This window comes from Sphingobium sp. UBA5915 (genome assembly GCF_002431195.1).
Taxonomy (GTDB): Bacteria; Pseudomonadota; Alphaproteobacteria; order Sphingomonadales; family Sphingomonadaceae; genus Sphingobium; species Sphingobium soli.
The window spans coordinates 1-19,057 of the sequence record NZ_DJDV01000001.1 but is presented as its reverse complement, the minus strand read 5'-3'; the positions used below and the strand labels follow the sequence as shown (position 1 = coordinate 19,057).

Here is a 19,057-nt window from a genome sequence, read left to right as displayed (position 1 = left end):
TTGGTAAACATCCGATTCATGGAAAAGCGGGCGATGAGCAATCTGCGCGGCGCGGCCACGGCTGCGTTCTTGGCAAGCATGATGACACTGGCGGGGTGCGGCGGCGACCTGGTGCCGCGCGGCAAGGTGGCGCGTGCGTCGAAGCCGGTTCGCGCACCTGCGCGCGCGACGCGCCCGCCATCGCAACCGGCGCTGGAGACGCGGCAATGTTTCGCGAAACTGCAATCCCAGTCGGTCAATTTCCAGCCCCTGCCCGACCGCAATTTTGGCGGCGGATGCAGCGCGATCGGCAGCGTCAAGCTGCTCGACATCGGGGTGCCCGCGTCGGGCCTGGGGGCGATGACATGCAATCTGGCCGCCAATTTCGCCGCCTGGGCGCGCTATGCCGTGCAACCGGCGGCGCGGCTGGTGCTGGGCGCGGAAATCGAGAAGATCGAAACGTTCGGCACCTATAATTGCCGCCCGATCGCGGGCAGTGCGAAGCTGAGCGAACATGCGCACAGCAACGCCATCGACGTGTCGGCCTTTGTCCTGTCGGACGGACGGCGGATCACGGTGCAGCAGGGCTGGCATGGCGACCGGCAGACGCGCCAGTTCCTGAGCCTGATCCACGCCAGCGCCTGCAAGCGGTTCAGCACCGTGCTCAGCCCCGATTATAACGCCGCGCATCACGACCATTTCCATTTCGACATGGGCGGGAGGGGCGGTTTCTGCCGCTGAGTGCCGCGTCGATTCTGTGACCGGGCGTCTTGGCAATGTCATCGCTGACGCCTAATTGGCCATGGATGACAAGAAAAGAGATTGAGGAACGCAAGTTCCGCCCTGCCCGCGAAGAGGCAGGCGACGCCGCCAAGCAGACCGGCACCCCCCAGACGCAGAGCGCCGCCTATCGGCTGGCCTTTCAGGATGACGAATTCCTGTTGCGCGAAGACCTGCGGCCCGTGCGATTCCAGCTGGAATTGCTCAAGCCCCAGTTGCTGATGGATGAGGCGAAGATCGAATCGACCTTCGTCTTCTACGGGTCCGCGCGCATCCCCGAACCCGACCAGGTGCAGGCGCGGATCGACGCCGCGCCAACGCCCGAACTCAAGCGGCTGGCGGAAAATCTGGGTAGAAAGGCGCATTATTATGAGGAAGCGCGCAAGCTGGCGCGCATCGCCGCCCAATATCCGGTGAACGAGGCGGGATGCCGCCATTTCGTCGTCTGTTCAGGCGGCGGCCCGTCGATCATGGAAGCGGCCAATCGCGGCGCGCAGGATGTTGGCCAGACCACCATCGGCATGAACATCGTCCTGCCGCACGAGCAGGCGCCCAATCGTTTCGTGACGCCGGAGCTGAGTTTCCAGTTCCACTATTTCGCGCTGCGCAAGATGCATTTCCTGCTGCGCGCGCGGGCGCTGGCGGTGTTTCCCGGCGGCTTCGGCACGTTCGACGAGATGTTCGAGCTGCTGACGCTGATCCAGACCGGCAAGATGAAGCCCATTCCCATCCTGCTGTACGGCAAGGAATTCTGGAATCGCGTCGTGGATTTCGAGGCGCTGGCGGACGAAGGGGTGATTTCGCACAAGGATCTGGACCTGCTGACCTGGGTGGAAAACGCGCAGGAAGGATGGGACGCGGTGCAGCGTTTCTACGAGGATAGCGACGCGCCGGGGTGCTAGCTTAGGCCGTTCCGTTCGAGCGGCCTTGGCTTGTCGAAGGCGAGAACCATTCTCGACCGACGCATCTCGGCAAGCTCGACGCCGGCTCGAACCGAACGGGTTCGTATGGCCGATCTTCTGCCCTCTTTCCCTTGCCCTCTTTCCCTGGCCGCTTTAGGGCGCGGCCATGTTGCCGGCGCTTTCCCATGTCGATACCTGGATCTTCGATCTGGACAATACGCTCTATCCGGCGAAGGCGGACCTGTTCGCGTTGATGGACGTGAAGATGGGCGAGTATATCCAGGGCCTGCTCGGCTGCGACCCGGTGATCGCGCGGGAAACGCAGAAGCGATACTTCATGGAGCATGGCACGACGCTGGCAGGCCTGATGCACCATCATGGCATCGAGCCGGGCGACTATCTGACCTATGTGCATGATATTTCGATGGACCGGCTGGCGGTGGACGAGGCGCTTAACCGCCATATCGCCGCGCTGCCGGGACGCCGCCTGATCTTCACCAATGGCGATGCGGACTATGCCGGGCGCGTGCTGGAGCGGCTGGGCCTTTCCGGCGCGTTCGAGCTGATCCACGACATTCATGCCTGCCAATATGTGCCCAAGCCTGATCCGGCCGGTTATGACGCGCTGTGCAAGGTTCATGATGTCGACCCGACGCGCGCGGCCTTCTTCGAGGACATGGCGCGCAACCTGCGGCCCGCCAAGACGATCGGGATGACGACCATCTGGGTCAATAACGGGTCGGAAGCGGGCAATCATGACCATCATCCCGACTTCATCGATTTCGAAACCGACCATCTGACGCCGTTTCTGGCGCGCATTCTGGGGGAATGACCATGAGCCAAGACCTTATCGCCATCATCGACGCGGCCTGGGAAGACCGGGCCAATGTGACCCTGCAAACGCAGGGCGACGTGCGTCAGGCGGTCGACCGGGCGCTTGGGATGCTGGACAAGGGCGAGGTGCGCGTCGCCGAGCCGACAGAGGCGGGCTGGCAGGTCAATCAATGGGCGAAGAAGGCGGTGCTGCTGTCCTTCCGCCTGAACGACAACGCCCTGATCGAAAACGGCCCGGGCGCCGGCCATTGGTGGGACAAGGTGCCGAGCAAGTTTGCCGGTTGGGACGAGGCCGCGTTCCGCGCCGCCGGTTTCCGCGCCGTGCCGGGCAGCTTTGCGCGGGCGGGCAGCCACATCGCGAAGAATGTCATCCTGATGCCGAGCTTCGTCAATATCGGCGCCTTCGTCGATGAAGGCACGATGGTCGACACCTGGGTGACGGTGGGCAGCTGCGCGCAGATCGGCAAGAATGTCCACCTGTCAGGCGGCGTGGGTATCGGCGGCGTGCTGGAGCCGTTGCAGGCCGATCCGGTTATCATCGAGGATGATTGTTTCATCGGCGCGCGGTCCGAAGTGGTGGAAGGCGTGCGCATCGGCAAGGGATCGGTGTTGTCGATGGGCGTGTTCATCGGCCAATCGACCAAGATTATCGACCGCACCACCGGCGAAATCTTCATGGGGCAAGTGCCGCCCTATTCCGTGGTCGTGCCCGGCAGCCTGCCCGGCAAGCCGCTGCCCGACGGCACGCCCGGCCCCAGCCTTTATTGCGCGGTGATCGTCAAGCGCGTCGACGCGCAGACGCGGTCCAAGACCGGAATCAACGAATTGCTGCGCGACTGACGCGGCGGGTTTCGGGGAGGGCGCGGCCCCTCCCCCTTTCTTCATTCCAGCGCCAGCAGCGCGAAGGTGGCGAGCCAATGTTCGCCCATATAATCGCCCGCGACATGGGGCAGGCTGGCGTCCAGATGGACGCGCGCGGCCTGCTGCGCCAAGGGATGGACCGGGTCGCTTTCGCCCAGCGCCGCAGCGATCCCGCGCCAGCACCAGGCGCGGCTGAGATTGAGGCCGTCGAGATGCGCGATCTTGCCATCGCTGCGATCCGACACGGTGGCGGGCGTGAAGAGCGTCGCCGGCTCGCCTGCTTCAACGTCCGGCAGGAAGGCGTGAAACCACGCGGCAAAATCCGTGCGGTCGATGAGGCGGCTCATCAGTAAGGCTTCGCAGAGCGCCGGGGACAGAAATTCGTCGCCGCCCGGTTCCCACGCCTGACAGGCGCGATCCTGTGCGAACCAGTGCAGCGCGCGGTCATGGATCAGCGCGGCAAGCGCGTCGTCGCGTCCCTGCGCCCAGTCGCGCGCGAGGATGAGGGCGAAGGCGATGTTGAAATGGGTGCCGACGCGCAGCGGATAGGTGAGCCTGGGCAGGAACGCATGAAAGCGGGCGGCGAAATCGCGCGCCAGCGGTTCCAGCGCCGCCGCCCAGGGCGCATCATGGCGCGCCAGTTCCGCATGCAGCGCCAGCGCCCAGGCCCAGCCATAGGGGCGTTCGAACCCGGCGCTCATCGGGCGGTCGAGATAGGCGCGCTCGCCCGCGACATTGGCGGGCGTCAACATCGCGTCGGCGCGCGCGCGGATGGCGGGCGCCTGTGCCATGGCGGGATACAGCCGCATCAGCCGCATCACCTGCCACCAGCCATGGACGCAGCTGTGCCAGTCGAAGCTGCCGTGGAAGATGGGATGATGCTCCCGCGGCGGCCGGGCGTCCTGAGGTCCGGTCAGCACCAGGTCCATCTTGAAGGGATATTCGCGGCCGAGATGCGACAGGGTGAGGCCGGCGAAACGGTTGGCGATGTCGGGGGTGAGCAGGGTCATGGAAAGGCGAGCCAGTAAATAAGGAGGATGTTGACGACAAGCAGCGGGACGGCGGTGCCGACCTGCCGCTTGATGACGCCATGCTTGTCCTTGAGGTCGAGCAGGGCGGCGGGCACGAGGTTGAAGTTCGCGGCCATCGGCGTCATCAGCGTGCCGCAGAAACCCGCCAGCATGCCGATGGCGCAGACGATCGCCGGGTCGCCCCCATAGGTCCGGATGAGCAGCGGCAGACCGATCGCGGCGGTCATCACCGGGAAGGCAGCGAAGGCGTTGCCCATGACCATGGTGAAAAGCGCCATGCCAAGGCCATAGGCGATGACCGCGCCCAGGAGACTGCCCTGCGGGATCGCCATGCTGACGATCTGGCCGACGACATCCCCCACCCCTGCCAGCGCGAACACCGCGCCGAGGCTGGCGAGCATCTGCGGCAGGATGGCGGCCCAGCCGACCGAATCCATCAGCCGCCGCCCCTGCTGGAGCGGTTCGAGCGGAGATGCGCGCAGCCAGAGGCAGCCCACTACCGAGGCGATCAGCACACCCAGCGCCAGGGCAATCAATGTCGCCTGCTTGCCATCGAACCAGTCGGGGGCTTGCTTGAAGGCGAAGGTACCGATGAGCGCGGTCGCAGGAATGATAAGCGCGATGACGAACAGGCGATTGCCCATGCGATCGGCCCGGTCGCGGCGCACGGCGTCGGGCAGCGCGGACTGCCCCCGACCCATGCCGCCCAGGCCCGCCAGCGCGACAAGCCCCAGCAGCAGGACGCCATTGCCAAGATCGCCCAGCCAGTCGCCACCCCACATGCTGAGCGCCAACAAGGCCCAGAAGGCGGAGGTGGTCCAGCGGCGCGGATTGGTGCGGTCGCCAAGGCCCAGCAGGGCGAAAGCGGCGAACATCGCGCCAGCGACGGCATAGACCCAGTGCAGGGTAATCATGCCGGGTCCTCCGGCGCGCTGCGCTTCAACCTGCGGTCCAGGCGCCAGAGGCGAAAGCCATGGATCAGGAAGGCGGCGATGGCGGTCGGGATCGCCCAGACCGACAGATGCAGCGGCTCCAGGCTGATGCCATATTGTTCCAGCAGCCCCTTGATCAGCAGGATCGACCCGATGGCGAGGAAGATGTCCTCGCCGAAGAACAGGCCGATATTGTCGGTCGCGGCGGCCCAGGCCTTCACCTCCTCGCGCCGGTCATCGTCGAGATCTCCGGCCTGCGCCTCCGCCGCCGCTTCGGCGATCGGCGCCACCAGCGGGCGCACGGTTTGAGCGTGACCCGCGACCGATGTGAGGCCTACCGCCGCCAGCCCCTGGCGCAGCAGCATATAGCCGGCGAGAAATTGCCCCACTGTCGCGCCGCGCATCTTGGCGATGAGGCCGCGCGCGCGCTCCTGCAAGCCATAGGCTTCGAGCAGGCCAACGACCGGCAGCACGATCCAGATGATGCTGACATAGCGCGCGTCGTTGAACGCCTTGCCGAAGGCGGCGAGGATGGTGAGCAGGTCAAGATCCGCCGCTAGCCCCGTGACGATCGCCGAGGCAAGGATCACCAACAGCGGATGGAAGCGCAGCAGGAAGCCCGCGACGATGATGGCGATGCCGAGCAGGACCCACATGGCCGCGTCCTACTGCCCTGGCCGATAGCGGCGTTCGACATGGCCGGCGAGTTCATCGGGATAGAAATAGACGGGCCGCAAGGCGCCGGCTGCGTAAAGCGCGGACTGGTCGTTGAAATGGGGCGAGGCGGGATCGCCGCTTTCGCCGCCGACGCTGACCGCCCTGGCATGGACGCGATCGCCAAATTCGACCGCGGCGATGAAGCTGTTGCCACTGGTGCCATACCATTTTCGCGTGCCGGGATAGGCGCGCGCGCCGAAGGAGGCGAGCGAGCCCCAGCGCGCCGAGCTGAAGGGCACGGCGATGCTGGGCGCGGCATCGCTGAAATCCTGGGTGATGGCGCCGGTCAGCCGCTGCAACCGGTTAATGTCGCCCCAGGGCGTGCGCCAGGTGCCGAAATCGCGATCCAGCCGCTTCACGACGCCCGCCAACAGGGTCAGCTGCACGTCAGGGGACGCGGCGGCCATGCGATCATAGAGGGTGCGTGGAGCCCCCTCGCTATGGTCCAGCGTCCATTGGCGCAAGTCCTCCGCCCAGAGCGCCGCAAGGCTGTTGGGCACGGACGTCAAACCCCAGCGATAATCCCAGTCGCGCAGCATGGCGATCGGTTCAGCCAGCAGCCCCTTGCGCGCATCGGTGTCGGGCAGAGTGTCCCACGCCTTCACGAGCAGCGGCAGGAAGCGCGCAAAGGCGGGCTGGTAGCTGTCGAACGCGGCGGCCGTCAGCGTGTCGAGCGTGAAATCCTGTCCCGCCGACAGCAGCATGACGGCATGGTCGCCGCGCGGATTTTCGCCCATCATGTCCATGTAACGCGGGAAGTCGGCCGCCTTCTGGCTGTCCCTGCCCGCCGCCGACCAGGGACCGTTATTGGTGTTCTGAATCCAGCCGCCCGGCGGGTTGCGCAGACCCGGCAGCGCGTCGAGCGGGGTCAGCCCCTTCCAGTCGGTGGCGGGATCGGTGCCGTCCACTGGCTGCGTATAGTCGAAACGGTCATCGCGAAGGGGAACGAATTGCGGGTGCAGATAGGCGATGGTGCCATTGGCGTCGGCGAAAATGGTATTGTTGGACGAATTGGCCTGACGTGTCGCCACCTTGACGAAGGCGGCGTAATCGCGCGCCTTCGTCCGCAAAAAGGACTGCTCCAGCGCGGGGATGGGCTTGTCCATCATGGCGAAGGCGACCCATTTGCCGTCCTGCTCGCCAATGATGGGACCATGATGGGTGCGATAGACGGTGAAGCGGCGGTCGGCGCGGCCTCCGTCTGACGTGCGATAGGCGATGGTGACGGTGGAGGCGCGGACCGGGCGCTGCTGTCCGCCATAAAGATAGGTCAGCGTGCCGTCCGGCCGGCGCGTCACGGTTTCGAGAAATTCGTCGACGGCATCGACGGTGCTGGACGTGTGCATCCATCCAGCGGTGGGATTGAACCCCTGATAGATGAAGAATTGGCCCCAGGTCGCCGCACCATAGGCGTTGAGTCCTTCGTCGCTGGTCACCTGCAGTTCGGAGCGGAAGAAGAAGCTGGTATGCGGGTTGATCCACAGCAGGGCATGGCCGCTGGCGCTCTTGCCCGGCGCGATGGCGAAGCCGTTGGAGCCGCGCGGTTCGGGGTCGGGATCGGCCATAGCGAGCGAGCGGCCGCCGGGCGCGCCGTAAAAGGCCTTGAGCCGATCGAGCGGGATGCGTTCGATGTCGCCGCCGATGCTGCCTTCGGTGAAGCTGAGCGCCATCCAAGGTTCAAAACGGGTGATGACGCGCGGCTTTACCTGCGGGTGCGTGGCAAGATAGTGGTTCAGCCCATCGGCCCAGGCGTCCATCAAGGCGCGCAACCAGGCGGGACTGGCGGCATAGTCGGCGCGCAGCTTTTGCGGGTCCATATAAAGGCGCGCACGCAAATCCTGCCAGATCGCGTCTTCGCCATCCGCCTCCGCCGTGCGGCCGAGCGCGGTCAGATAGTTGGCCTCGATCCGGTTGAAGTCGTCTTCGGCCTGGGCGTAGATCATGCCGAACACGGCGTCGGCGTCGCTGCGGCCGTGGACATGGGCGATGCCCCAGTCGTCGCGCTGAATGGTGACCCGCGCCGCCTGTTCCTGCCAGCGCGCCCTATCGGTCTTTGCGGCGACGGGATGGGCGGTAAGAAGGACGGGCAGGATGCAGGCGAGCGGCAGCATGATTTTCATGGCTGCCAGCTAACTCGCTTCGCGGCCCCCTGTCATCCCCCCTGTCATCTCCATGGCCTGTTTCGCATCAGGTCCGCGCGAACGGATCTTCGCGCAGGGACTTGCCCGCCGTTTCGGGCATGTAGCGCAGCGCGACAAGGCCGACGAGGCAGGCCGCCATCATCAGGAAGGCGGGCATGAGTTCGTTGCCGGTCCAGGAGATGAGGCCGCTACCGATCGCAGGTGCGGTGCCGCCGAACAGCGAGGTCGAGACGTTATAGGCGATGGCGAAACCGGCAAAGCGCACCGAGGTCGGGAATAGCGCGGGAAATGTTGCGGAGATGGTCGCGAGCTGCGGCACATAGCAGAGGCCAAGCAGCACGAAGCCGACGATCGCGCCGACAAGGCCGGTCGCCATCAGCAGATAGAGCGGCACGACGCCGACGAGCAGGCTGAGCAGCGAGACGCGCCACATCGCCCGTCGCCCGACCCGGTCGGACAAATGCCCAGCAAAGGGCAGGAAGAGCATCATGAACACCATGCCGATGATCGGCACCACCAGCGCTTCGTCCGTAGTGAGACCGATGCGCCGCTGAAGATAAGTGGGCATGTAGCTAAGCAGCGTATAATTAACGACATTGAGCGCCACGACGAGGCCGCCCACGACCAGCATCGGCCGCCAGTGGCGCTCCAGCAGTTGGCCGAGGCTGGGGCTTTCCGCCTTGCCGCTGGCCTGCCCATCCTCGCGGAAGATCGGCGTATCCTCCATGCGGGCGCGCAGATACATGCCGATAAGACCCATGGGCGCGGCCACCAGAAAGGGGATGCGCCAGCCCCATGCGTGCATGGCGGCGTCACCCAGCAGCAGCGAGAAGCCCAGCATCAGCAGCGCGCCGAAGGAAAAGCCCGCCAGCGTGCCGAATTCCAGGAAGCTGCCGTAAAAGCCGCGCCGGTCATCGGGCGCATATTCGGCCATGAAGGTCGCCGCGCCGCCATATTCGCCGCCCGTGGAGAATCCCTGCACCATGCGCAGCAGGATGAGCAGGGCCGGCGCCCAGAAACCGATGCTGGCATAAGAGGGGATGAGGCCGACCGCCAGCGTCGCGCCCGACATCATCAATATGGTGAGCGCGAGCACGGATTTGCGCCCCATGCGATCGCCCAGCGGTCCCCAGAAGAGGCCGCCCAGCGGACGGACGAGGAAGGAAATGGCGAAGGTCGCGAGCGCGAACAACACCGCGTCATCCACTTCTCCCGGAAACAGCGCCGCGGAGATATAGGTCACGCCATAGGCATAGATGCCATAGTCGAACCATTCGGTGGCGTTGCCGAGCGCCGAGGCCGCAATGGCCCGCCGCAGCGTCGCCTGATCGACAGACCCGGCCGCTCCGGGGGGCGCGGCGATGGTGGTGGCGGTCATGTCGTGTCTCCATCGGGCAGATGATCTGCGGTATTGGGGTCAAGCAGCGACGCCATCGGGGTCGTGCGCGGCACGATCTGGAAATCCTGCTGCTCGGGCGCGGGCACCGGATCAGAGGACAATTGACGCCACAGGCCAAAACCCAGTGTCGCGCCAGCGCACAAAGCGATGAACAGGAAGAGGCCGCTTGCGCCCGCCAGCGTCATCATCGCCGCCGCGCCCATCGGCCCCAGCGCCGCACCGACCGAATAGAGCAGCACCAGCCGCCCGCTCGCCGCGACGCGTTCGGAGGCGAGCAGCCGGTCATTGCTGTGCGCGACGCACAGCGGATAGAGGGCGAAGCTCAGCCCGCCAAAGGCCGCGCCCAGCACCAGCAGCGGCAGGCCGCCCCGACTGAGCATCGAGAGCGCGATGCTGACGGCCAGGGTCGCGGCGAAGCTCCAGACGATGACCGCGCGCCGGTCATAGCGGTCCGACAGGCGGCCGAGCGGCCATTGCATCGCGACGCCGCCCAGAATGACGATCATCATGAAACTAGCGGTTGCGCCCAGGTTGAGGCCAAGGCGACGGACATGGACGGCGGCCAGTCCGTAAAAGGCGCCCAGCATCAGCCCGGTGGTCACCGCACCGATCACGCCCAGCGGCGACGCGGCAAAGAGCGAGCGCAGCGAAAAGGCCGTCGCCTCCTGCGGCGCAGGCGCGCTCGACCGGGTGAGACAAAGCGGAATGATGGCCAGCGAGATGAGGATGGAGGCGATCTGGAACGGAATGGCGGGCAGCGTCCCGCTCGCGCCCAGGAGCAACTGGCCGACCGCCTGGCCGGAATAGAGCGCGACCATATAGGCGGCAAGGATGCTGCCGCGGGTTTCCACATCGGCCCGGTCGTTGAGCCAGCTTTCAAGGCAGATGAAAACGCCGGCCACGCAGACGCCGTCGATCAGCCGCAGTGCCGTCCAGAGCAAGGGGTGGTCGAGCAATACATAGGAGAGCGTGCTGGCCGAAAGCAGCGCGACAAAGGCGGCGAAGGCGCGGATATGCCCCACCTGCCGCACGATGCCCCCCGCGCGCAGGGCACCCACCACCAGCCCGCCAAAATAGGCGGTGGCGACCGCGCCGATCGCCATGGTGCCAGCGCCCGCGCGCTCCAGTCGCAGGCTGATGAGGGTCGATAAAAAGCCACTGCCCGCCATCAGCATGAAGATGGCGAGCAGCAAACTCTGAACGGGACGAATCGCAGCGATCATCTGGCGCGCCCGGCGGCGCGCGGCGCTCAGGCCGCGCGCCGGCCCTCCGCTGCTGCGGGTTCGTCATTATCCTCCACCAGCGCGCGATGCAGCGCGGCGACGGCAGCGTCATATTGGCGGACATCGACAACGAACTGGACATCCACATTGCGGATCTGATGCTGCATAGCGATCACATCGATATCGGCCTGTGCCAACGCTTTGAGCGCGTCGGGCATCAGGCCGGGGCGGGAAATGTCGCTGCCGATCACGGAGACGATCGCCACGGGGTGGGCGGAAATGGACGCGTCGGGATACCGGTCCTGCAAGTCGCCGATGACCTGCTTCACTTTGACCGCGTCGGCTGACAGATAATGGGTGATGGTGTTGGCGTTGGACGCCTTGCTGACGATCCATATGCCATGGCGGGTCAGCACCTCCAATATGGCGGCGTCATAGCCCTTCACCCCGACCATGTCCTGTTCGAAGAACTGGAGCGCCTGCGCGGTGCGGATGCCGGTGACGATTTCGACGCGGGGCGTGTCCGACACATAATCGCCGCAGATGAGCGTGCCGCCATCTTCCCGGTCGAACGTGTTGCGGACCCGCAGCGGGATGTCGGTCTGCCGCAGGCCGCGCCCGGCGCCGGGATGGATGGCCTCCATGCCAAGATTGGCGAGCTGGTCCGCCACATCATAATTGGTGCGGCCGATCTTGCGCGCCTTGTCGGTGCCGACCAGCTTCGGGTCCGCGCTCGACAGGTGAAATTCCTTGTGGATGATCGCCTCACGCGCCTGCGTCAGCACGGCGATGCGCGAAAAGGTCATTTCGGAATAGCCACGCGCATAGCGGCGGACCATGCCCTCGCTGCACCCGGCATAGCCGGTGACGATCGGCAGGGTGGTGGCGAGGTCGATGGGGGCGAACGCCTGTTCGATCCGTTCGTCGAGGCCGCGCATATCCTGCTGATCCCAGAGCGTCAGATCCACAAAGCAGGCGTTGACCCCGCGATCGCGCAGCAGCAGCGCGGTCGAATGGGCGCTGTGCGCTTCGCCGAGCCCGGCAAGCAATTCGCGCACCGTGATCAGTTGTTCCTTGACGCAGAAACGGCCATGGCTGCGCAGGCGGGCCAGATCGTCGAGGCAGGCGGCAACCGCGTCGATGCGCGCATCGACAAAGGCATTGGCCTCGGCCAGGCTCTCGGCGCGCGCGAACATATCGGCGTTGCGCGCATGCATAGCGCCGCGCACCGTTTCGATCGCGTCGCGCCAGCCATCGGCGCCATCATCGGCGACGAAACGGGCATAGACGCCGGGCTTGCCCGATTTCTTATGTTCCAGCAGCAGGTCGGTCATGCCGGCATAGGCGGACACGACGAAGACGCGATTATAAAGGTCCGCGCCCTTGCGCCCCGCGATCAGAACATTGTCGAACAGCACGGCGGTGGCCGCCATCGACGTGCCGCCGATTTTTTCCACACTATGTTGGCCGCTCATGCCAGCGCCTCCTCCATCAAAAGTCCCGTGACCGGCGTAATGGCCTCCGGCTCTCCGCGCGCGGCGATGAATTCGGGGCGCGGTTTGTCAACGCCGAAGGGCGCGGTCAGGCGGTTGCTGACCGCATTATAGACCATGAAGGCGTTGGCGCGGGGGAAGGGCGTGATGTTGCCGTTCGACCCGTGCATGGTGTTGCAGTCGAAGATGACGACCGACCCGGGCTTTCCGGTCGGCGCGACGATGCCATGCTTGTGCGCCAGTTCGGCTAGGCTGTCTTCGTCCGGCACGCCATATTCCTGTTTCTTCAAGGACTGGCGATAATGATCGTCGGGCGTTTCCCCGATGCAGGTGAGGAATGCCTTGTGGCTGCCGGGAATCAGCATCAGCGGGCCGTTATTGGGCGTGTTGTCCGCCAGCAGCACCGACATGGACAGCGCGCGCATGCGCGGCATGCCGTCTTCCACATGCCAGGTTTCAAAATCGCTGTGCCAGAAAAATTCCTTGCCGGTGAAGCCGGGCTTATAGTTGAGGCGCGACTGGTGAATGTAGACGCGATCACCCAGCAGGAACTGCGCGACGCCGGCCAGACGGCTGTCGGCGGCCAGGCGACCGATCACATCGCTCTGCGCGTGAATCTTGAAGATCGAGCGGACTTCCTTGCCGCCCGGTTCGGTGATGACGGTTTCGTCTTCCAGCGCTTGCGGATCGGCCAGCAGCTTGCCGGCCTCGCGCTGCAGGAATGCGACTTCGGCGTCCGAGAAAATATCTTCCAGGACAAGAAAGCCATCGCGGTCGAACTGGTCGGCCTGGGCGCGGCTGACGGGTGCGTCTTCGCGCCATTGGCTATGCACGACAGGATCGAGGCGCGGCAGAAATTCCGCCACATCGGCGTGGCGGGACGGGTAGACGTCTTGCATGGGACTTCCCCCCTTTTGATGGTGATGACTAAAAATCGAGCGAGGCTTTCCGTCCGGTCTCGCTACGGACGGAAAGCCTTCGCACCGCCGATCAATCGGCGAATGCGGGTTCCTTGACCTGCTCGGAATCGGCGGGATAGGCGCCGCTTTCGTCATGCACTTCCTTGCCCGTGACAGGCGGATTGAAGACGCAGGCGCACAATATGTCGGTTTCGGGCCGGACGATATGCTTGTCATGCTTGTCGAGCGCATACATGACGCCCGGCGCCAACTGGTGCGTCACGCCCTCGCCCAGATCCTCGATCGTGCCGGTGCCCTTGAGCACCAGAACCGATTCCAGATGGTTCTGATAGTGCATGTGCAATTCCTCGCCCGCGTACATGGTCGTGACGTGGAAGGAAAAGCCCATATTGTCGTCCTTCAGCTGAAGGCGGGCGCTTTCCCAGCCCTTGGACTTGATGTTGCGGTCGGACTTGCGGATGTCCTGAAGCTTGCGGATGAACATGTCTGTCTTCTCCTTTATTCTGCGGCGACGCCATAGGTGACGGTCAGCGCGGAACGGACGGCTTCCTCAAGAATGTCGAGACCCGCCGAAAGGACGGCGTCGTCGATCACGAGGGGCGCCAGCACCTTGACGATTTCGTCATGCGCGCCGCTGGTTTCGATGATGAGCCCCTGCGCAAAGCAGGCGGCGGTGATGGTTCCGGCGACCTCGCCCGACCCCACGTCAATGCCGCGCATCATGCCGCGACCGCGGGTCGAGAGGCCATGTTCGGCGGCCATCGCGTCGAGCCGCCGTTCCAGCAGCGCGCCGCGACGGGCGACGTCCTGCTGAAAGGCGTCGTTGCTCCAGAAATGGCGCAGCGCAGCCGTGGCGGTAACGAAGGCGTGGTTATTGCCACGGAAGGTGCCGTTATGTTCGCCCGGCGACCACTGGTCGAGCTCCGGGCGGAACAGGGTGAGGGCAAAGGGCAGGCCCATGCCCGACAGCGACTTCGCCAGCGTGACGATGTCGGGGGTGAAGCCCATGCCTTCGAAGCTGAAGAAATTGCCGGTGCGACCAACGCCCGCCTGAATGTCATCGACGATCATCAGCGCGCCGTGGCGCTTGGCGATTTCGGCGATCTTACGCAGCCATTCGGGCGACGCGGCATTGAGACCGCCTTCGCCCTGCACGGTTTCAACCAGAATGGCGGCGGGGGCATCCAGGCCGCTCGACGGATCGGACAGGCGGCGCTCCAGCAGCTCGGCCGTATCCACGTCGGGGCCATGATAGCCGTCATAAGGTTCATGACTGACATGGTTGAGCGGCACGCCCGCGCCACCGCGCTTGGCGGCGTTGCCGGTGCAGGCGAGCGCCCCCAGCGTCATGCCGTGAAAACCGTTGGTGAAGGCGATCACCAGTTCGCGCCCGGTGATCTTGCGCGCCAGCTTGATCGCGGCCTCGACCGCGTTGGTGCCGGTCGGTCCGGTGAACATGGCGCGATAATCCAGGCCACGCGGCGTGAGAATGACGTCTTCCAACGTCGTCAGGAAATCTTCCTTGGCGTCGGTGTGAAGGTCAAGGCCGTGAGTCACGCCGTCATTGGCGATATAATCCATCAGCGCGGTCTTGAGTACCGGATGATTATGGCCATAGTTCAGCGTCGAGCAGCCCGACAGGAAGTCGAGATAGCGACCGCCCTGCGTATCGTGCATCCACACATCCTGCGCCTTGTTAAACTGGCGCGGCATCGAGCGGGCATAGCTGCGTACGCCCGATTCACGGCGTTCGTAAATAGCGCGGTCGGGAATGGACGAGGTCGGTTTGGGAAGAAGGGTCGTGGTCATGGCTCAAATGTCCTCCTGTTGGTGCCGCCCCTTTGGGGTCAGCGGACCGATGCGCGCCTGCCATTCTGTGGCATGGGCACCGGCGAAATGGGCTTCGCGTTCGAAACGGGCGGTCTTTTCCAGCGGCGCACCCCAATTGCGGGCCAGCCCCTGAAACAGCGCCCAGGACGCGTCATTGTCATCAGTGATGGTCGTCGTCAGATGCGTGACGCCATCCTGTTCCGGCCGGCCAAGCAAGGCATCGATCATGCGGCTCGCGAGGCGCTGGCCACGCGCCGCGGATGACACCGCGACCTGCCAGACGAAGAAATTTTCCCGAGCGACGGGCGGACGATAGCCCGATACCCATCCGACCACCGCGCCGTCGCGGGTCGCAACGATGCAGCTGTCGGCAAAATCGGTGCATTGCAGCAGGTTACAATAGGCCGAATTGGGATCGAGCGGCGGGCATGCCGCGATCAACGCCGTAATGGCCGGCCCGTCAGTGCCGACAGGCTTGCGAAACATGATGTCCTGCCCCGTATCCGGATCAGGACGCGCAGAAGCCCGTGGCGGCACAGCCGCTGTAGCTTGAGTGTCGAAGATTGTTCATCTCCCGAATTATTTTCTAGGCGAAGGACTCAATGCCTTCTCGATACGGGCTGGAATATGCCATTTTTGACGAATTTTTCAACCCCAGCCTTGAAATTTTATTTTGCAGTGCGAAGTATTTTGGCTGGAGGAAAAAGGAGCGAAGACAATGTTGGTGGCCATGCTTTGGTTCCGCTATGGAGCCAAATATGCATGCTAATATCGCTACCCAGACCCTGCGCGCGCTCCGCCGGATCATGCGCGCCACCGAGATTGGCAGCCGCCAGCTGGCAGCGGCCACCGGCCTGACGCCTTCGCAATTGCTGGTGCTGCGCGAGATCGATTCGCGCGATGCAGCAACGCCCGGGGCCATCGCCCATGCGCTGCATTTCAGCCAGGCGACGATTACCACGATCGTCGATCGGCTGGTCGCGCTCAACTATGTCCAGCGTCAGCGCAGCGAACGCGACAAACGCCAGTCGCATCTGCGAATCCTGCCGGACGGCGTGGCCGCGTTGGCGGATGCGCCCGATCCCTTGCAGACGAAGTTCACCGACGGGTTCGGCAAACTGGAGCCCTGGGAACAGGCGATGATCCTGGCGTCGGTCGAGCGCCTGTCATCCCTGATGGGCGCGCAGGATATCGACGCCGCGCCGCTGCTGGACAGCGGACTGATCGACCGGTCAGAACCGGTATGGCAGGTCGACTAAGCGCGATCAGTAACGCGATACACCCTCGCAACTTCCGCTGTCCTACAGATAACCATATGGGATAAATGCTCTGCCTCATATCGAAGCAGGAGGCAGCCATGGACGTGCAGGATTTGATTGACGAGGTGATCGCGCGCGAAGGCGGCTATACCGATCATCCTGCGGACCGGGGTGGCGCCACCAATATGGGCATCACGCATGCGGTCGCGCGCGCCAATGGCTATTTTGGCGCGATGCAGGCCTTGCCGCGCGCCACGGCGGAATCGCTCTATCGCCGCCTTTACTGGGAGCAGCCCGGCTATGCCTTTGTAGCGGAACTGTCCTGGCCGGTGGCGGCGGAATTGTTCGACACCGCGGTCAACATGGGCCCGCCGACCGCGACGGGATTTTTGCAGCGCGCGCTCAACGCGCTTAATCGCAATCAGAAGGACTATCCCGACATCAAGGTCGATCGCCTTCTGGGCGGGCGCACGCTCGGAGCGCTGCGCGCGTTTCGCGCGCTGCGCGGCCCGTCGGGGGACATGGTGCTTTTGAAGGCGATGGAGGCGCTGCAAGGCGAGCGCTATATCGCGCTGGCCGAAAGCCGCCCCGCCAACGAAGCCTTCCTTTATGGATGGCTAGCCAACCGGATCGGTTCGGGCGCCCGACCATGACTGATGGCGGAGGAACGGAACCCGACATCTGGACGCGGCGCGCGCGCCCGGCCTTTCTCTATGTCATCTATGCGCTGCTGCTCTGGTCCATCCCGATGGGGCTGATCGCCGGTATCGACCCAGACATGGCCGCCGCCATCACGTCGGGCATGCACGCCTATCTCAACGCGCTGCCCGAGCCGCTCTACGCGCTGTTTGGAACCGGGTATCTGGGCTACACCGCCGCGCGCGCGTGGGGGAAGGCGAAGGGCAGCGAGCGATGATGCAAAGGGGGCGGTGCTAGGTGCACCGCCTGCCCCCTCATCAAAATCGCCGATGCGCGGCAGCATCCACGGTGTCACAGGTGCCGCGAAAGGCGTAATCGCCTGTGCCCTTGATACTGATCTGACCGCTCATCCGATTGATCTGAATGCGCGGCTTGTTGAGGCCGTTAAGCCGATATTCTCCACTGACATGATCGGGCTGGATGGAAACAGCGTAGACGTCCCACCAGCCATCGTTCGTCCCGCGAGAATGGATTGGCGGAATCAACTTGGCAGGCAGCTTGATCCGGCCGCCACCCGCCCAGAATTGCAGCATGACGGATGCGTCGAACTGCTGCGCCGTCATGTCGACGCGGTTACCATAGATATAGCGTTTGCGATCATGATCCCAGGTCCAGCCATAGCGGTTCTCAAGGCCGGGGCGCTGACCATCCCCGAAGCAGACGAGGCCGATCTCCACCGACTGCCCGTCGATCATCGGCCTTTCTTCCGATGCGGCATAGCTGGGCGATTCGCGCCGCGTCGGCGCATATGCCGCAGGCGGCGCATCCGTGCGATCGTGCCGGCGATATGCTTCGTCAGTCCGGCCGGCAGCGTGATTCTGACCACAATCGGGCGCAGGGCTGTCCGTAATGGCCTGATAACGACCATCCATGGTGACCACGCTGAGGCAAAGATGCCGCTCGGGATGCCACCAATAGCTCCACTTTCGGTCATCCCCGGTTTCGGTACGCACGAAGCGGTAGCCCCGCGCCTGAAGCTGGGTTTCCCCGCCGGCGCCCCGCGCGCCTACGAGGTCGGCGACATCAGACGGGGTTTGGGCCGCCGCCGGAATAGCCGCGATGGTGAAGAGGAAAAGCAGATAGCGCGAAGCAATCATGACAGCCTCCCGGCAGTTCAGGATCACCATATATCCCAACCGCAGGCGAAGTTCCAGCGGCGTGCCTGCGCCAGATCGCCGGGATTTTTCCGGTTTGCCAAGACATGAGAGGGGCCGCCGGGCGGACATACCCCCGACGGCCCATCATTGACATGGTCAGCGGCCAGAAGCGCCGCCCAGTGGGAAATGGTGAATCGCGCTCTATCAGGGGAGGAGCGGGCCTGTATGTCGGCCTTCGCAAGGCTCCGGAATCACCCTGACATTCTCGACGCTTGCGCGTCGATCAGCGGCGCATTCCCCGAATGGACTTGACCGACCCCATTGCTGAACCATGAGACATCGGATCACCTCCTTTCGCTATGTTGAGCCCGTGTGGCCGCCGCGAGAGCAAATCCGCATCCGTCCACAGGGCGAAATGTGAATCAGACGAAGGCGATCTTCAAGCCTTGTTTTATTCTTTTTTGGAATCATACTTGTACGTCCGCGTCGCGCCGGCATCGCGTTCCCGATCAGGCGCGACAATCCTCCACCACCCGCGCGATTTCCGCCCAGACCGGCACGACCAGAGGCGCGATGCCGGATGCATCGACGCCGATCTTGCCACGGCTATAGGCCATCTGGTCCAGCACGCCGTCGCTCGCCGCCCGCGCGGCGACCAGGGCCGGCTGCGCGCCGCCCTGCGATGTTGCGGGCCAGCTGACCGCGCCATAGCTGGTGCGGATCACGATCGCGCCCTGCCCTGCGCCATAGCGCGTCAGGATGACGCGCCGGCTTGCCAGATCACAGCGCAGCGTCAGCAGCGGCTGCGCCGGCGGGCCGAACCGGGCAATGCTGCCCCGCTGTTCGGCGCTGTAGCTCCAATTACCTGGCGTCAACGAGCGATCGGCCCAGGCGACTGAGGAAGCGACCGGCGTTGCGGGCGCGGGGGCCGGAGCAGGCGCAGGCGATGCGGCCGGCGCA

General features: G+C 64.6%; 20 protein-coding genes. 7 read left to right on the top strand and 13 right to left on the bottom strand.

Annotated elements, in window-relative coordinates; all coding sequences use genetic code 11:
* Window positions 1–18 precede the first annotated feature (18 nt).
* From B2V90_RS00100 to dapD, 4 genes are all read left to right on the top strand, one after another.
* Complete coding sequence (locus tag B2V90_RS00100; protein WP_228221086.1) at window positions 19–720, top strand: extensin family protein; 702 nt, start codon at window positions 19–21, stop codon at window positions 718–720.
* A 65-nt stretch (window positions 721–785) separates the two neighbouring features.
* Window positions 786–1,661, top strand: coding sequence for a TIGR00730 family Rossman fold protein (locus B2V90_RS00095; protein ID WP_228221027.1), 876 nt, complete (start codon window positions 786–788; stop codon window positions 1,659–1,661).
* A gap of 166 nt (window positions 1,662–1,827) precedes the next feature.
* Window positions 1,828–2,493 (top strand): pyrimidine 5'-nucleotidase, encoded by a 666-nt coding sequence (locus B2V90_RS00090; protein WP_228221028.1) that lies wholly within the window; start codon window positions 1,828–1,830, stop codon window positions 2,491–2,493.
* Between the two features lie 2 nt (window positions 2,494–2,495).
* Entirely contained in the window at window positions 2,496–3,335 is an 840-nt protein-coding gene (gene dapD, locus B2V90_RS00085; RefSeq protein WP_228221029.1) for a 2,3,4,5-tetrahydropyridine-2,6-dicarboxylate N-succinyltransferase, read from the top strand.
* Window positions 3,336–3,376: 41 nt separating this feature from the next.
* On the opposite strand, the gene B2V90_RS00080 is transcribed toward dapD, so the two are convergent.
* From B2V90_RS00080 to ectA, 11 genes are all read right to left on the bottom strand, one after another.
* A complete protein-coding gene (locus B2V90_RS00080; RefSeq protein ID WP_228221030.1) occupies window positions 3,377–4,366 on the bottom strand; it encodes a DUF2891 domain-containing protein in 990 nt (329 codons plus the stop codon).
* The gene (locus B2V90_RS00075; RefSeq protein ID WP_228221031.1) at window positions 4,363–5,301 is read right to left on the bottom strand and encodes a DUF979 domain-containing protein; all 939 of its coding nucleotides are present in this window, start codon (window positions 5,299–5,301) and stop codon (window positions 4,363–4,365) included. Before B2V90_RS00075 ends, B2V90_RS00080 begins: the two co-directional genes overlap by 4 nt.
* Entirely contained in the window at window positions 5,298–5,975 is a 678-nt protein-coding gene (locus B2V90_RS00070) for a DUF969 domain-containing protein (RefSeq protein ID WP_228221032.1), read from the bottom strand. Before B2V90_RS00070 ends, B2V90_RS00075 begins: the two co-directional genes overlap by 4 nt.
* Before the next feature lie 9 nt (window positions 5,976–5,984).
* Window positions 5,985–8,156: a penicillin acylase family protein gene (locus B2V90_RS00065; protein WP_228221033.1), complete on the bottom strand. Its 2,172-nt coding sequence runs from the start codon at window positions 8,154–8,156 to the stop codon at window positions 5,985–5,987.
* Window positions 8,157–8,223: 67 nt separating this feature from the next.
* The gene (locus tag B2V90_RS00060) at window positions 8,224–9,555 is read right to left on the bottom strand and encodes an MFS transporter (RefSeq protein WP_228221034.1); all 1,332 of its coding nucleotides are present in this window, start codon (window positions 9,553–9,555) and stop codon (window positions 8,224–8,226) included.
* The gene (locus B2V90_RS00055) at window positions 9,552–10,799 is read right to left on the bottom strand and encodes an MFS transporter (RefSeq protein ID WP_228221035.1); all 1,248 of its coding nucleotides are present in this window, start codon (window positions 10,797–10,799) and stop codon (window positions 9,552–9,554) included. The genes B2V90_RS00060 and B2V90_RS00055 overlap by 4 nt, the downstream gene beginning before the upstream one ends.
* 26 nt (window positions 10,800–10,825) lie before the next feature.
* Window positions 10,826–12,274, bottom strand: coding sequence for an aspartate kinase (locus tag B2V90_RS00050; RefSeq protein ID WP_009822892.1), 1,449 nt, complete (start codon window positions 12,272–12,274; stop codon window positions 10,826–10,828).
* Window positions 12,271–13,191 carry an ectoine hydroxylase gene (gene thpD, locus B2V90_RS00045; protein ID WP_228221036.1) on the bottom strand — a complete coding sequence of 307 codons (921 nt, stop codon included), beginning with the start codon at window positions 13,189–13,191 and terminating at the stop codon, window positions 12,271–12,273. The genes B2V90_RS00050 and thpD overlap by 4 nt, the downstream gene beginning before the upstream one ends.
* Window positions 13,192–13,282: 91 nt before the next feature.
* The gene (locus B2V90_RS00040; RefSeq protein ID WP_228221037.1) at window positions 13,283–13,696 is read right to left on the bottom strand and encodes an ectoine synthase; all 414 of its coding nucleotides are present in this window, start codon (window positions 13,694–13,696) and stop codon (window positions 13,283–13,285) included.
* Window positions 13,697–13,710: 14 nt separating this feature from the next.
* Complete coding sequence (ectB, locus tag B2V90_RS00035) at window positions 13,711–15,021, bottom strand: diaminobutyrate--2-oxoglutarate transaminase (protein ID WP_009822895.1); 1,311 nt, start codon at window positions 15,019–15,021, stop codon at window positions 13,711–13,713.
* 3 nt (window positions 15,022–15,024) lie between these two features.
* Window positions 15,025–15,528: a diaminobutyrate acetyltransferase gene (gene ectA, locus B2V90_RS00030; RefSeq protein ID WP_228221038.1), complete on the bottom strand. Its 504-nt coding sequence runs from the start codon at window positions 15,526–15,528 to the stop codon at window positions 15,025–15,027.
* Window positions 15,529–15,800: 272 nt separating this feature from the next.
* On the opposite strand from ectA, the gene B2V90_RS00025 reads away from it, so the two are divergent.
* The 3 genes from B2V90_RS00025 to B2V90_RS00015 all read left to right on the top strand — a co-directional run bounded on the left by B2V90_RS00025 (window position 15,801) and on the right by B2V90_RS00015 (window position 17,217).
* Window positions 15,801–16,301: a MarR family winged helix-turn-helix transcriptional regulator gene (locus B2V90_RS00025; protein ID WP_156784201.1), complete on the top strand. Its 501-nt coding sequence runs from the start codon at window positions 15,801–15,803 to the stop codon at window positions 16,299–16,301.
* Window positions 16,302–16,399: 98 nt separating this feature from the next.
* Entirely contained in the window at window positions 16,400–16,954 is a 555-nt protein-coding gene (locus tag B2V90_RS00020; protein WP_228221039.1) for a glycoside hydrolase family 108 protein, read from the top strand.
* Complete coding sequence (locus B2V90_RS00015) at window positions 16,951–17,217, top strand: 3TM-type holin (RefSeq protein WP_228221040.1); 267 nt, start codon at window positions 16,951–16,953, stop codon at window positions 17,215–17,217. Before B2V90_RS00020 ends, B2V90_RS00015 begins: the two co-directional genes overlap by 4 nt.
* 40 nt (window positions 17,218–17,257) lie before the next feature.
* Here the strand turns inward: B2V90_RS00015 and B2V90_RS00010 are convergent, their stop codons facing one another.
* Together B2V90_RS00010 and B2V90_RS00005 are read right to left on the bottom strand one after the other, a co-directional pair.
* Entirely contained in the window at window positions 17,258–18,097 is an 840-nt protein-coding gene (locus B2V90_RS00010; RefSeq protein ID WP_228221041.1) for a hypothetical protein, read from the bottom strand.
* 509 nt (window positions 18,098–18,606) lie between these two features.
* Window positions 18,607–19,057 (bottom strand): hypothetical protein (locus B2V90_RS00005; RefSeq protein ID WP_293919355.1); only part of this gene is annotated, 451 nt, incomplete at its 5' end.

Excerpts from the sequence above, each read along its gene's own strand:
- ectB (WP_009822895.1), bottom strand. The coding sequence starts at position 15,021 with ATGACCACGACCCTTCTTCCCAAACCGACCTCGTCCATTCCCGACCGC.
- B2V90_RS00050 (WP_009822892.1), bottom strand. The coding sequence starts at position 12,274 with ATGAGCGGCCAACATAGTGTGGAAAAAATCGGCGGCACGTCGATGGCG.
- B2V90_RS00015 (WP_228221040.1), top strand. The coding sequence starts at position 16,951 with ATGACTGATGGCGGAGGAACGGAACCCGACATCTGGACGCGGCGCGCG.
- B2V90_RS00075 (WP_228221031.1), bottom strand. The coding sequence starts at position 5,301 with ATGATTACCCTGCACTGGGTCTATGCCGTCGCTGGCGCGATGTTCGCC.
- thpD (WP_228221036.1), bottom strand. The coding sequence starts at position 13,191 with ATGCAAGACGTCTACCCGTCCCGCCACGCCGATGTGGCGGAATTTCTG.
- B2V90_RS00010 (WP_228221041.1), bottom strand. The coding sequence starts at position 18,097 with ATGATTGCTTCGCGCTATCTGCTTTTCCTCTTCACCATCGCGGCTATT.
- B2V90_RS00090 (WP_228221028.1), top strand. The coding sequence starts at position 1,828 with ATGTTGCCGGCGCTTTCCCATGTCGATACCTGGATCTTCGATCTGGAC.
- B2V90_RS00040 (WP_228221037.1), bottom strand. The coding sequence starts at position 13,696 with ATGTTCATCCGCAAGCTTCAGGACATCCGCAAGTCCGACCGCAACATC.
- B2V90_RS00020 (WP_228221039.1), top strand. The coding sequence starts at position 16,400 with ATGGACGTGCAGGATTTGATTGACGAGGTGATCGCGCGCGAAGGCGGC.
- ectA (WP_228221038.1), bottom strand. The coding sequence starts at position 15,528 with ATGTTTCGCAAGCCTGTCGGCACTGACGGGCCGGCCATTACGGCGTTG.
- dapD (WP_228221029.1), top strand. The coding sequence starts at position 2,496 with ATGAGCCAAGACCTTATCGCCATCATCGACGCGGCCTGGGAAGACCGG.
- B2V90_RS00065 (WP_228221033.1), bottom strand. The coding sequence starts at position 8,156 with ATGAAAATCATGCTGCCGCTCGCCTGCATCCTGCCCGTCCTTCTTACC.
- B2V90_RS00095 (WP_228221027.1), top strand. The coding sequence starts at position 786 with ATGACAAGAAAAGAGATTGAGGAACGCAAGTTCCGCCCTGCCCGCGAA.
- B2V90_RS00080 (WP_228221030.1), bottom strand. The coding sequence starts at position 4,366 with ATGACCCTGCTCACCCCCGACATCGCCAACCGTTTCGCCGGCCTCACC.
- B2V90_RS00025 (WP_156784201.1), top strand. The coding sequence starts at position 15,801 with ATGCATGCTAATATCGCTACCCAGACCCTGCGCGCGCTCCGCCGGATC.
- B2V90_RS00070 (WP_228221032.1), bottom strand. The coding sequence starts at position 5,975 with ATGTGGGTCCTGCTCGGCATCGCCATCATCGTCGCGGGCTTCCTGCTG.
- B2V90_RS00055 (WP_228221035.1), bottom strand. The coding sequence starts at position 10,799 with ATGATCGCTGCGATTCGTCCCGTTCAGAGTTTGCTGCTCGCCATCTTC.
- B2V90_RS00100 (WP_228221086.1), top strand. The coding sequence starts at position 19 with ATGGAAAAGCGGGCGATGAGCAATCTGCGCGGCGCGGCCACGGCTGCG.
- B2V90_RS00060 (WP_228221034.1), bottom strand. The coding sequence starts at position 9,555 with ATGACCGCCACCACCATCGCCGCGCCCCCCGGAGCGGCCGGGTCTGTC.